9 protein-coding genes are annotated in these 12646 nt (G+C 73.8%); 4 read left to right on the top strand and 5 right to left on the bottom strand.

The features are described from left to right. Window positions 1-35 precede the first annotated feature (35 nt). A complete protein-coding gene (locus ACZ55U_RS28325; RefSeq protein WP_465530370.1) occupies window positions 36-977 on the bottom strand; it encodes an AraC-like ligand-binding domain-containing protein in 942 nt (313 codons plus the stop codon). Between the two features lie 89 nt (window positions 978-1066). Next, a complete protein-coding gene (locus tag ACZ55U_RS28320) occupies window positions 1067-2074 on the bottom strand; it encodes a helix-turn-helix domain-containing protein (protein ID WP_465530368.1) in 1008 nt (335 codons plus the stop codon). 200 nt (window positions 2075-2274) lie between these two features. On the opposite strand from ACZ55U_RS28320, the gene ACZ55U_RS28315 reads away from it, so the two are divergent. The 3 genes from ACZ55U_RS28315 to ACZ55U_RS28305 all read left to right on the top strand — a co-directional run bounded on the left by ACZ55U_RS28315 (window position 2275) and on the right by ACZ55U_RS28305 (window position 8204). Next, a complete protein-coding gene (locus ACZ55U_RS28315; protein WP_465530366.1) occupies window positions 2275-5022 on the top strand; it encodes an ATP-binding protein in 2748 nt (915 codons plus the stop codon). Between the two features lie 396 nt (window positions 5023-5418). Then, window positions 5419-6693 carry a PucR family transcriptional regulator gene (locus ACZ55U_RS28310; protein ID WP_465530364.1) on the top strand — a complete coding sequence of 425 codons (1275 nt, stop codon included), beginning with the start codon at window positions 5419-5421 and terminating at the stop codon, window positions 6691-6693. 422 nt (window positions 6694-7115) lie between these two features. Then, entirely contained in the window at window positions 7116-8204 is a 1089-nt protein-coding gene (locus ACZ55U_RS28305; RefSeq protein WP_465530362.1) for an alpha/beta hydrolase, read from the top strand. Window positions 8205-8309: 105 nt separating this feature from the next. Here the strand turns inward: ACZ55U_RS28305 and ACZ55U_RS28300 are convergent, their stop codons facing one another. The 3 genes from ACZ55U_RS28300 to ACZ55U_RS28290 all read right to left on the bottom strand — a co-directional run bounded on the left by ACZ55U_RS28300 (window position 8310) and on the right by ACZ55U_RS28290 (window position 11128). Continuing rightward, window positions 8310-9146: an alpha/beta fold hydrolase gene (locus ACZ55U_RS28300; protein ID WP_465530360.1), complete on the bottom strand. Its 837-nt coding sequence runs from the start codon at window positions 9144-9146 to the stop codon at window positions 8310-8312. 182 nt (window positions 9147-9328) lie between these two features. Further along, entirely contained in the window at window positions 9329-10075 is a 747-nt protein-coding gene (locus ACZ55U_RS28295; protein ID WP_465530434.1) for a phosphotransferase family protein, read from the bottom strand. Between the two features lie 195 nt (window positions 10076-10270). After that, the gene (locus tag ACZ55U_RS28290; protein ID WP_465530358.1) at window positions 10271-11128 is read right to left on the bottom strand and encodes a hypothetical protein; all 858 of its coding nucleotides are present in this window, start codon (window positions 11126-11128) and stop codon (window positions 10271-10273) included. A 458-nt stretch (window positions 11129-11586) separates the two neighbouring features. Between ACZ55U_RS28290 and ACZ55U_RS28285 the strand changes: the two genes are divergently transcribed. Continuing rightward, window positions 11587-12510, top strand: a complete 924-nt coding sequence (locus ACZ55U_RS28285; RefSeq protein ID WP_465530432.1) for a glycoside hydrolase family 19 protein — start codon at window positions 11587-11589, stop codon at window positions 12508-12510. Window positions 12511-12646 lie beyond the last annotated feature (136 nt).

Here is a 12646-nt window from a genome sequence, read left to right as displayed (position 1 = left end):
GCCGCCGGCCGCCGCTGCGCCCCGGGCGGCCCGCCTCACCCCGTACCGACCTGCCACTCCCGCGGCGTCATGCCGTACGCCGCGCGGAAGGTGCGGGTGAAGTGGCTGGAGTTGACGAAGCCCCAGCGCCGGGCGATCCCCGCCACCCCGATCTCCGCGGCCATCGGCCGGAGCAGGTCCCGGCTGCACCGCTCCAGCCGCTGCGCCCGGATCCACCCGCCGACCGTGGCGCCCTCCAGGTGGAACAGCTTGTGGAGGAGGCGGACGGACATGAAGTTCGCCTCCGCGATCGTGGACGGCGAGAGGTCCGGGTCGCGGAGGTTGCGCAGGATGTACTCCTTGACCCGCTCCAGCGAGGCCGCGCTGTGCGAGTCCTGCGGGCGGATGCGTCCGCTCCGGTCGTCGACGAGCAGGGCCAGCAGGTCGAGTGCCGTGGTCGCGGCCCGGCGCCCGACCGTCTCGTCCAACTCGTCGGCCGTGCGCGCCATCTGCGACAGGTAGGCCGTCAGCAGCGCGGCGCTGCCCTCGGTCCCGTCGAACGCCGTGGCGGTCAGTGTCCGCAGGTCCCTGTCGGGCACGTTCAGTTCGGCGCGGGGGAAGTGGAAGGAGGTGAAGACGAACCGTTCCGCCATCGTGTTCCGGAACACCCGGGACGCATCGGTGAGGGAGAACTCGCCCGGCCGGACGACCGACTCCCGCCCGTCCTGCTCCCTCAGCGCGGTGCCCTGCTCCTGGAGGCTGAGGATGAGCGACGGAGGGCCGCCCGCGGCGATCATGCGGCTGTCGCGCGTCATCGTCTGCGGCCCCGCCTCGACCCTGGAGATCCGCACCGACCCGAGCCGGTGGCTGGTGATCGTCCCGGGCGACGGCACCTCCTCCAGGAACTCCACGGTCATCGGCACGAAGGCGCGGGACACCGTGTCCTGCCAGCTCTCCGAACGGTCGGAGGCCGACAGCGACGCGGCGGTGCGAGGCACAGCGGAGAGCGACGCGGTGGAGCGGGGCACGGCGGAGCGAGGCGCGGTGGAAACGGATACGGACACCGGGTTCCCCTCGGGTCGACGGGTCATCGGGACACCGGGCCCGGGGTGTCCCCCGGGCCGGACGGCACGGCGGCGCCACGGGTGGCGCGCCACCGGCTCGGCGAGACGCCGTACGCGGCACGGAAGAGCCGGCTGAAGTGGGCCGGATCGGTGAAGCCCCACCGCTGGGCCACGCCGGAGACGGTGCCGGCGCCGCCGTCCTCGCGGGTGAGGTCCTCGGCACTCGCCTGGAGCCGGCGGCGCTGGATCAGGCGGCTGACGGTGGTCCCCTCCCCCTCGAAGAGCTTGTGGAGGGAGCGGACGGAGATGCCGTGCGCGGCCGCGATCGTCCGCGGTCCGAGCCCGGGATCCCCGAGGTGCCGGTCCACGTGGGCGTGGATCTCCCGGAGCCGGGTGTGACGGGAGTCCTCCGTGGCCGGCGCGTCGACGGCGGCCCGCTCGATGACGAGGGTGGCCACCAGGTCGGCGAAGGTGCGGGCCAGTCGACCGGCGACGGGCCCGGGGAAGTCCTCGGCCGTCTCGACGAGGGTCAGCAGGGACTGCTTGACCAGGGAGGCCACCGGGCCGCCGGCGTCGGCCACGGTGGCCGTCACCCGCTCCAGCTGCTCGTCGCGCACGCCGAAGGCCCGGCGGGGGAGCAGGCACACCCTGACGTCCACTCCGTCCGGGTAGTCGACCACGTGGGGGGTCTCCGTGTACCAGAAGGAGACCGCGCCCGGGGGGACCTCGACCGTCCGGCCGTCCTGGTGCACCACGGCACCGGTGGCCCCCATGACGGCCACCACGAAGAACCCCTCGGTCTGCCTGGGGCCACGGGCGATCTCCCGCGGGCCCCGGGTGTAGCAGCGCGGGCCGGCTTCCGTCGTGATGAACAGCAGGTGCCCCAGCCGCCGGGTCGTCATCCGGCCCGGGTCCGAAGCCGGTTCGTACGAGGCGACCGTCACCGGTACGGCGGCGATGGAGAGGGGCCGGCTGCGGCGGCCGGTGCTCCCGTCCTGCGGGGACCCGGCCGGGTCGGTCACGGATGTCATGGGTCCTCTCCCTCCGGTCGGCACGGCATCCAGCATGGAACACCGGATGACTTAGGTCGGTGGCCGAATGACTGTGAAGCGACTGCGGGTGATGTGGCGCCGGACACATGACCCTCAGCGCACACCGACCGTGCAAATGCGTGCACCTACACTGCAACAGTCCAGGTCAGAGCCCTGGCGCAGGCGTAGAGGAACATCGGATGTCAGGCACCACACTGTTCGGCCGGGGCGAGGAGCTGGCGGTCGTCGACGCATTGGTCGACGCCCTGCCCGAGCGTGGCGACGCGCTGGTGGTCCACGGGGCCCCGGGGATCGGCAAGTCCGCCCTCCTGGACCACGCCGCCGCCCGGGCCCGCGCGCGCGGGTTCACCGTCCTCAGGGCCTCCGGCGTCCGGGCCGAGAGCGACCTGCCGTTCGCGGGGCTGCACCAGCTGACCCACACCGTGGCGGACCGCATCCCGCGCCTGCCCGCCCCCCAGGCGCAGGCGCTGCTGGGGGTCTTCGGCATGGCGCAGCCGTCCCCCGGCGCCTCCGGGCCCCAGCCCTTCATGCTCTTCCTGGCCGTCCTCGGCCTGCTCGGCGAGGCGGCCGCCGACGCCCCCGTCCTGCTGGTCGTGGACGACGCCCAGTGGCTGGACACGCCGACCCTGGACGTCCTCGCCTTCGTCGCACGCCGAGTCGGCGCCGAACCCGTCGGCCTGCTCGTCGCCGTCCGCGAGGACCGTGCGGTGTGGCCGGGCGCCCCCGACCTGCGCGAGCTGCACCTCAAGCCCCTGGGACCGGGCGCGGCCGACGCGCTGCTGACCGCGCGCAGCCCCGGTCTCGCCCCGGGGACGCGCCGCCTGGTGGTGCGGATGGCGGCCGGCAATCCCCTCGCGTTGACCGAGCTCCCCGTCACCCTGGGCGCGGACGGGGTGCCCCGGGAGTCCGTGCTGTCGCCCGGGCTCGCCCTCACCGCCCGACTGGAGCGGGCCTTCTCCGCGCGCCCGGCCGACCTTCCGTCCGACACGCGCCTCGCGCTGCTGGTCGCGGCCACCGCCGACGACGGTGTGCTGTTCGAGGTGCTCGCCGCGGCCTCGGACCTGACGGGCACGGAGGTCTCCGCGCGTTCCCTGGAGCCCGCCGTCGCCGCCGGTCTGGTGCGCGTCGACGGGTTCCGGATCGACTTCACCCACCCGCTGGTGCGCTCCGCCGTCCTGGGCGAGGCCTCGCTCCCGGACCGTCTCGCCGCCCACGGCGCGCTGGCCCGCACCCTCCGGGGACAGCCCGACCGGCAGGCGTGGCACCGGGCCGCGGCCGGCGGCCGTCCCGACGAGGAGGCGGCCCGGCGACTGGACCGGGCGGCTGCCGGCGCGAGGGAGCACGGTGCCACGGCGGCGGCCCTGACGGCGCTGGAACGCGCGAGCGCGCTGAGCGAGGCGCCCGCGCGGAGCGTGGCCCGGCTCCTCGGTGCGGCGGAACTGCGCTTCGAACTCGGCGAGGCGGACCGGGTGTCGGCCCTGGTGCAGCAGGCCGAATCGCTGGGCCCGGACGTACTGGAGCGGGCCCGGGTGGTCCTGCTGCGCGACTGGCTGGAGTCGGAGTCCGACACGAGCACCTCCCGGATCCACCTGCTGATCGCCACGGCCGAGCAGGCCGCCGGGGCCGGCGATCCCGAACTCGCGCTGCGACTGCTGCGCGCGGCCGCGCGGCGGTGCTGGTGGGCGGACCCGGGGCGGGAGCTGCGGGAGCGCGTCGTGACGGCCGCCGAGCGGCTTCCGGTCCCCGACCTCCACCCGGACCTGGTGTGCACGCTGGCGGGGGCCGCCCCGGTGGAGGCGTCGGCGACGGTGCTCGACCGGCTGCGGCGCCTCGAACGCGAGGGCGGGTACGACGTGGGGACCGCCGCCACTCTGGCCAACGCGGCCATCATGCTGAACGCGTACGACCAGGTCATCGGATTCGTCCGCCACGCGGCGGACGGACTGCGCCGGCAGGGGCGTCGGGCCCTGCTGGCCCAGAGCCTGGTGTTCCTCTCCCTGGCCACCGTGCACACCGTCGACTGGGAGACCGGCATCCCGGCGGCGGACGAGGCGGCACGGCTGGCCGAGGAGAACGGGCAACCGCGGTGGCTGACCGGTGCTCGGGTGGCGAAGGCACAGTTCGCCGCGCTGCGCGGGGACCTGGACACCGCGCTGGTCGCGATCGGCGAGGCGGAGGGCCAGGGGCTGACCGTGGTCGACCCCTCCAAGCTCGCGTACATCCAGATCACGCGCGGCCTCATCGGCCTCGCCGCCGGCCACTTCGCCGAGGCGTTCTCCTGCGTCTGGCGGGTCTTCGACCCGGCCGACCCCTCCTACCACCCGTTCATGCAGACCATGGCCATCGCGGAGCTGGCCGAGGCCGCCACCGGCGACGACCAGCGGGCCATGGCGCGCGGCGCCCTGCGACGGCTCGTCTCGACGGCCGGGGCCAGCGAGGTCCAGATGATCCGGGTGAGCCTGGGGTTCGCCCGGGCGCTGCTCGCCGACGACGAGCACGCCGAGGAGCACTTCCGGGCGGCGTTCGACCTGGACATGTCCCGTACGCCCTTCGTCCGCGCCCGGCTCATGCTCGCCTACGGCACCTGGCTCCGGCGGCGCCGCCGGGTGATGGAGGCCCGCACTCCGCTGCGGATCGCGCGGGAGTCCTTCGCGGCCATGGGCGTGGAGCCCTGGCGCGAGCGGGCGGCGCAGGAGCTCCGCTCGGCCGGCGAGGGCAGCAAGGGCCAGGGCCGCCCGGACCGGGACCTGCTCACGCCCCAGGAGGTCCGGATCGCCCAGCTGGCGGCGCAGGGGCTCTCCAACAAGGAGATAGGCCGGCGGCTGCACCTGTCGCCCCGGACGATCGGCGCGCACCTGTACCGGATCTTCCCGAAGCTCGGGATCACCTCTCGCGGCCAGCTGGGCGAGAAGCTGGGCACGGACTGAGCGCGACCCGTTCGGTGGCCGGGCGCCCTCGGGGATGTTCCGGCGGTGCACCGCGATGGGGCACTGCGCGCACCGTTCGCGGGGTGCCCGGGCAGTCCTCGGGCCCGTTCCCGCCCTGCCGGCTCCGTCACGCGGTCGGGCAGCGGCACGTTCGCGGGGGAGTCCGGGTCGTCGCCGGGTGGCCGTCGTGACCGGGTGAACTCCCGTGTGGTGCAAGCTTTTTCGCCGTCTTGTGTCGTCTCTCGTAGCGGGGGTTCGGCCCTGCTCCGAGGGGCGGGCGCCGCCCGGGACGGCCGGCGGGACCGGTCGGCCGGAGCCGTCGCCCCACCGGTTTGTTGAACGTTGTCCATTCCGCTTCGCCCCTTGTATGAATGGCGTGCCGGAAAGGAGTTGATCATGACGATGTGGACCCAGCGCGCGCGTTCCGGAGGGGAGGCGCTACAGGCGTTGGTGGACGGCCTGGCCGAGGAACTGGGGCGCTCGGTCGTCCTCGACGACCCGTTGGTGCGGATGATCTGCACCAGCCGGCACTTCGGGGACGAGGACCGGGTGCGCGTGCGCACCCTGTTGCAGGGCATCGCGGACGACGAGATCATCCGCTACGTGCTGTCCCAGGGGGTCACCCGGTGGACCGCCCCGGGAATCCTGCCCGGGCGCGACGACCTGGGGATGAGGCCGCGCTACTGCGTCCCGATCCGTCAGCGGGGCCACATGCTGGGCATCCTGAAGGTCATGGCGGTGGGCGAGCCCCTCACGGAGGCCGAGACCGAGGCCATCGACCGGGTCGCCCGTACGGTGGCGGTCGAGATGTACGCCGACCGCCTGGCCGCGGACGTGGACGAGGAGCGCACCCGCCAGTTCCTGGGCCGGCTGGTCGGCTCGGACTCGGCGCTGCGGTGCGCGGCGCACGAGCGGCTGGTGGACGAGGGCCTCCTCCCGGCGGGCCCGCACGTGGTGGTGACCAGTGTGGTCGTCCCCGGGCGGCGGGGGCCGTCCGGCCGGGTCGCGGTGGCGCTGCGCGGGGCGCTGGAGCCGTTCCGGCACGCCCGTACGGTCCGGGGCCTGGCGGCGGTCGAGCGGGACCGGGCGGTCCTGGTGCAGGTCTTCGACCGGGAACCGGCGCAGGAGGAACTGGACGCGCAGTGCCGCGCGATCGTCCGCTCCCTGCGGACCTTCCTGGGTGCGGACGTGGACGTCGCGGTGGGGGTGGGCGGCCGCAGGACGGCGCTGGCGGACGCGTGGATCTCCTACGGCCAGGCCCGGGTGGCGGTACGTGCGGCCCGTCGGCTGCCCCGGCTGGAGGGCGTCGGCGACTGGGAGCGGCTGGGGGAGTTCACGATGCTCCTCCAACTGCCGGAGAGCGCGCTCAACGAATCCCTCCTGCCGAAGCCGCTGCTGGGCCTGCTGGAGGACAACGCGGGCTCCCGGCTGGAGGAGACCCTGCGCTGCTACCTGGAGAACGCGGGTTCGGTGCCCAGGACCGCGGAGGTCCTGGAACTGCACCGCACCTCGCTCTACTACCGGCTGCGCCGGATCCAGGAGATCACGGGCCTGGACCTGGACGACGGCGCACACCGTCTGGTGCTGCACATGGGGCTCAAGCTCCTGGACCTGCTCCCGGCTCCCCGGGAGGCCGGCGCCCGCGATGACCGTGCCGCCACGGCCGGTTGACCAGCCTCCTCGTCCGATCCCCCTCCGTCGCGCCGCGCCCCGCGGAACGCGGCGGCAGGCCCGCGCCGCCCGGGCCGACGGCCGCCATCCCTCCTGAGCACCCCCCGGTGAACACGTTCGCCGGCCGGTGGCGGTGCCTCGTCAATGCGCTTGCTCCAGAGGGCATTTGGGGCCGTCCGCCAGGCCGTCCGCAGGGCCCCGCCGTGCCCGCGACCCGCCCTGCGGGCCGGCGCCGGACGGCGAGTCCCTTGTCCCGGACGGCAATCCGTGCACGATCAGGCAATGATCCCGGCCTTCCGGCAGTACCGTCGGTGGGGTGCGCGAGGCGTCGGAGGGACGGCCTTCCGCCGGGCACGGACCGAGCCCGTGCCCGGGCAGCCGTCGCGTTGCCGAGCCCTTCCGATCAGGCCAGGAGCGATGAGTTGTCCGATCCCACCCCTCTGCCCGAACGGCGCCCGGTGCTCGACCGCGCGCTCCAGGAGTTCCTGGACGCCGGAGCCGGCCGGTCCGCGACGGGACTGCCGGACCTCTCCTTCCTCGCCCGCGGCTTACCCGCGCGCGACGTCCCGGCCCCCGGCTTTCCGGCCCGGGACCTCCCCGCCCGCGACGGCGTTCCGGGCGGCGGATCGGGCGGCGGATCGGGCGAGGAGACGGACTGCGACGAGTACGGGGACCCGGACGATCCCTGCGGCGTCACCTCGGAGTGGCTCGCCCTGCCCTGCGGGCCCGCCGGGCGGGTGCACGTCCAGGTGACCAGGCCCGTCGGCGCCGCCGAGCCCAGCCCCGTGGTGCTGTTCCTGCCCGGCCTCGGCTGGTCGCTCGGCGACGCCGACTGCTACGCCCGGCTGATCCAGGAGTTCGCCCTGGGCACCGACGCCGCCGTGGTGTACGTGGACTACGCGAGGGCGCCCGCCGCGCGCTACCCGGTGGCCGTCGAGCAGTGCCACGCCGTGGCCCGCTGGATCCACCAGCACGGCCACGAGATCGGACTGGCGGGGGACCGGATCGCCGCCGTCGGCGACTCCGCGGGGGCCAATCTGGTCGCGGCGCTGACCCTGCTGGCCCGGGAGCGCGGCGACGTCCCGCTCGCCCACCAGGTGCTGCTGTACCCCGTCACCGACGCCGACTTCGACACCCCCTCCTACCAGCGCTTCGCCACCGGCTACTTCCTGCACCGCGCGCACATGCGCCGCTTCTGGGACGACTACCTGCCCGAGCCCCAGCGGCGGAAGGAGACGACCGCCGCACCGCTGCGCGCCTCGCTGGAGCAGCTGGTGGGGCTGCCGCCGGCGCTGGTGGTCACCGCGGAGGCCGACGTGCTGCGGGACGAGGGGGAGGCCTACGCGGCCAGGCTCCGCGCGGCGGGCGTCCCGGTGGTGTCGACGCGCTACCAGGGGGTGATGCACGGCTTCCTGCTGGTCGGCGGGCTCCATCCCACGCGCACCACCCGGGCCGCGCTGATCCAGGTCGTCGACACCGTGCACATGGCGCTGCACCGCCGGCCCTGGTGAAGCCGGACGGCGTGGGCGCGCACGGCTGGTGGGCGGCCACGGCTGGTGGGCGCGCACCGGCCGGTGGACGGGCACGGACGGTGCGGTCGGCTGCGGACGGCCGGCTCACCCGGCGAGGAAGGCCAGCAGCACGGTGTTGACCTCCTCGGCGTGGGTCCAGAGCAGGCCGTGCGGGGCGCCGGCGATCTCGACGTACTCGGCGACGGGGAGCTCCTTGTGGTACGGGCGCGCGGTGTTGTCGACGGGCAGGATGCGGTCGCCGGTGCCGTGCAGGACGAGCGCCGGCACGTCGATGCGGGTGATGTCGGCGCGGAAGTCCGTGTACCAGGTGGCCGGTGCGGCCGCGGCGGCGAAGGCGCCACCGGAGGCGGCGACGTCGAAGCCGTGGCGGACGGCCTCCTCACTGATCCGGGTGCCGAGGTTCTCGTCCAGGTTGTAGAAGTCGTTGAAGAAGGCGGTGTAGTAGGCGTACCGGTCGTCCCGCACGGCCTCGACGATGCCCCCGAAGAACTCCTGCGGGGCGGCGCCGTCCGGGTTGCCGGCGGTCTTGAGCAGGTACGGCTCCAGGGAGGCCAGGAGGGCGACCTTGGCGACGCGGGCGGAGCCGTGGGAGGAGAGGTAGCGGACGACCTCGCCGGTGCCCATCGAGAAGCCCACCAGGGCGGCGTCGCGGAGGTCGAGGGTCTCCAGCACGGTGTGGAGGTCGGCGGCGAAGGTGTCGAAGTCGTAGCCGGTGGTGGGGTGGGAGGAGCGTCCGAACCCGCGGCGGTCGTAGGTGATGACCCGGTGGCCGGCGTCGACCAGGGCTGCGCTCTGGCGCTCCCAGGCACGGCCGTCCATCGGGAAGCCGTGGATGAGCACGACCGGCCGGCCGGTGCCGTGGTCCTCGTAGTAGAGGTCGATGGCGGTGGAGTTCTCCTGGCCAACGGTGATGAACGGCACGGGACTTCCCTGTCTTCCGGACCACGCCTGGGCTGCGACGGGCCCACGCTAGGGCCAGGCGCCGGTGGCCGGTTGCCCGGGAGAGCACCCCGGGTCGTCCGAGAGCGCCGAGAAGGGGCGCCGACGCCGGAGAACCGGTCCCGCGTGCCCGCGCCGGAGAAACCCCGCCGGGACGTGCGGTTTCACATCCGGGCCCTCAGCACGTCGACCTCGCAACCCGGTGCGAAGGGGTCGAAGCCGTGCTCGGCCAGCCAGCGGACCGCCAGCAGGCTCCGCAGCGACCACCACGCGTGGATCACCTCCAGGTCGACGTCGGCGCCGTAGCCGGCGATGACGTCGTCGAGGTGCTCCTCGTGCCCCAGCGTGAAGGTGGCGAGGTCGTAAAGGGCGTCGCCCCGGCCCGCCTCGGACCAGTCGATGATGCCGGTGACCTCGTCGCCGTCGACGAAGACGTGCGCGATCTGGAGGTCGCCGTGGGTGAAGGCCGGCGTCCACGGCCGGAGCGCGGCCTCGGCGACCTGCCGGTTGCGGGCGACCAGATCGGCGGGCAGGACGCCGTTCGCCACCAACGACTCGCATTCGGCGTCGAGTTCGGCCGTCAGCGCGGCGACGCTCCGGCCCGCCCGGCCCGTCCGGGGCGGCAGCGGTGCGTCGTGCAGCCTCCGGATGGCGGCGCCCGCCGCGGCCCAGGCCGCCGGGGACCCGGTCGACGGCCCGCCGAGGCGCCCGAGCGTCGTGCCCGGGAGCGCGGCGATCGCGAGAGCGGGCGGCTTGCGCCACAGCACCTCCGGGGTCGGGACCGGTGCGAGGGACATCGCCTCGACCTCGGCGTCGATGCGCGCCTGGTCGGCGTCCACCTTCAGGAACACGTCTCCGACGCGCAGGGTCGCACGCTCGGAGTGGGCGACGACGATCTGGACCTCATCCATGTTCATGGGCGACCAGTATCCCGGGAACGACCGCCGAAGTCGCCGGGTTTGTCACCTGCCTAAACACCGCTGACGGCCCTCATGGCACCGTCCTCCGACGGCTCCTCAACTCACCGGTAGTCGAAGGGATTTCTCGGTGGCAACCGCGTCCGTACCGTCCGGCGCCGGCTGTCACCCGAGGCCCCGGGCCGGCCGTCACGGCGCCGGCCGGCCCGCCCACGCGGCGGCGGGCCGGGAGCGGTACAGCCGCGCGTAGTACCGTCCCGCGCTCTCCCGGCCGCGGGGGTCCTGACCGCTCGCCAGCACCGCCGCGACGGCGTGCTCCTGCTCGTCCGCAGTCGCGAAGAGCCGTTGGGGGTAGAGGTCGGCGGGGTCGGAGCGGGTCTCCAGCCCGAAGGACTTCAGGCGGTTGACGACCGGCCGGTAGTCGACCGTGCGCAGGATGAAGGCGCTGATCCAGACGGGGCGGCGGGCCCGGCCCAGCAGGGCGGAGACGGTGCGGTCGGTGATGTAGCTTCCGGCGCCGGTGGAGACGATCAAGCCGGTGCGGGCCATCGCACGGCTGACCGACGCGTCCGGTTCCTCGTGTTCGAGGTCGACCGCGCAGGCGTCGTCCAGGAGGCCCACGTCCAGTGCGTAGGAGAGCGCGTTTCCCGCGATGTCGAGGCCGACGACCGGTACGGCGTGGCGGTGGCGTCGGGCGGCGTAGAACCGCCTGTCCCGCTCGGCCAGTTCCTTCGACGACAGGGATCCCAGCGCGGGGTCGGTGTAGTGGGCGTAGAGGTCCGCGAGCGTCAGATCGTGGTTGAGCAGGGCCGCGTTGATGCCGTACGAGCAGCACAGGTCGAGGACGGCGAACTCCCCGGCGCCGTCGGCCGCCCCGGCGCGCTCGCCGAGGGCGCGGCGGAACTCCGGCTGCGCGTGGTGCGGGATCTCGTACTCCACCGGGGCGAGTCTGGCGAAGTAGGCCCGGGGATCGGGCTGGTCGTAGATGTCGTCGAAACGGACCTTGCCCGGGGCCCGTCCGTCCTCGAAGGCGTCCTGATCGTCCATCCGGTCTCCCCGCTCGGTACGGTCGCCGCACTCGCGACCCGTCGTGACTGGATCACCGGTTCAACGAAGCCGGCGGGCTGCCAGGGCCCGATCGGTGGAAGATCACCCGAACGGCAGCCCGCGCACCGGTGCCGGGCGAGGGCGGTGAGGGCAGGTCCCGCGCGGCCCGTTCCCCGGAGCTGGGCCTTTGATCCGACCTCTGATCCGACCTCCGATCCGACCTCGGCGGCGCCGGACTCGGGCACCCGGCCGTCGCGCGAACCGCCTCTTTTGCCCGAACCCCTTGACAGGTATAGACCACTCCGCTTGAGTCTGGGGCAGCCCCGCACCCGGCCCGCACCCCGGTCGGCCCGTCCCCCACGACGTGCCCCCCCCCGCGGGGCCCGGCTCCCCTGCCCCGACGTCCCTACCTCCACGACCGTGCGGCCCCACACCGCACAAGGGGTGATCAAGTGTCCATGAAACGCCTGCTCGCACTGTTCTCCACCGTCGCCACGGCGCTGGCGGTGGTCCTGCTGCTGCCCGCGTCCAACGCCAGCGCCGCCGTCTGCGCCACGCCCTGGAGCTCCTCGGCCGTCTACACCGGCGGCGCCACCGTCTCCTACAACGGCCACAACTGGCTCGCCAAGTGGTGGACCCAGAACGAGGTGCCCAGCACCGGCGGCTCCGGCGTCTGGTCCGACCAGGGCGGCTGCGGCACCGGCCCGACGACGACCCCGACCCCGACCGTCACGCCGACCTCCACCGCTACGCCGAACCCGGGCGGATTCCCCGTCAGCCAGGCGCAGTTCGACCAGATGTTCCCGAACCGGAACCCCTTCTACACCTACCAGGGCCTGATCGACGCCCTCTCCGCCTACCCCGCCTTCGCGGCCACCGGCAGCGACACCGTCCGCAAGCAGGAGGCCGCCGCCTTCCTGGCCAACGTCAGCCACGAGACCGGCGCGCTGGTCTACGTGGTCGAGCAGAACACCGCCAACTACCCCCACTACTGCGACAGTTCGCAGCCCTACGGCTGCCCCGCCGGCCAGTCCGCGTACTACGGGCGCGGCCCGATCCAGCTGAGCTGGAACTTCAACTACAAGGCGGCCGGCGACGCCCTCGGCATCGACCTGCTGCGCAACCCCAACCTGGTGCAGACCGACCCGGCCGTCGCCTGGAAGACCGCGCTCTGGTACTGGAACACCCAGAACGGGCCGGGCACCATGACCCCGCACAACGCGATGGTCAACGGCTACGGCTTCGGCGAGACCATCCGCAGCATCAACGGCTCGCTGGAGTGCAACGGCGGCAACCCCGCCCAGGTGCAGAGCCGGATCAACGCCTACCAGCGCTTCACCCAGCTGCTCGGCACCGTGCCGGGCAACAACCTGAGCTGCTGAGCGCCCGGGAGGGATAGCCGATCTCCATCTCGCGGGCCGGGGGGGCGACCCCCACGTGGAGGGCCCCCCCCCCCCCATGAAGGTCCCCCCGTTTTTTTTTTTCTCCCGTCCCTCTTCTTCCCTCCTCCACACACAC

The organism is Kitasatospora sp. NPDC034533 (genome assembly GCF_055575155.1).
This window is presented reverse-complemented; position numbering and strand designations above follow the sequence as displayed.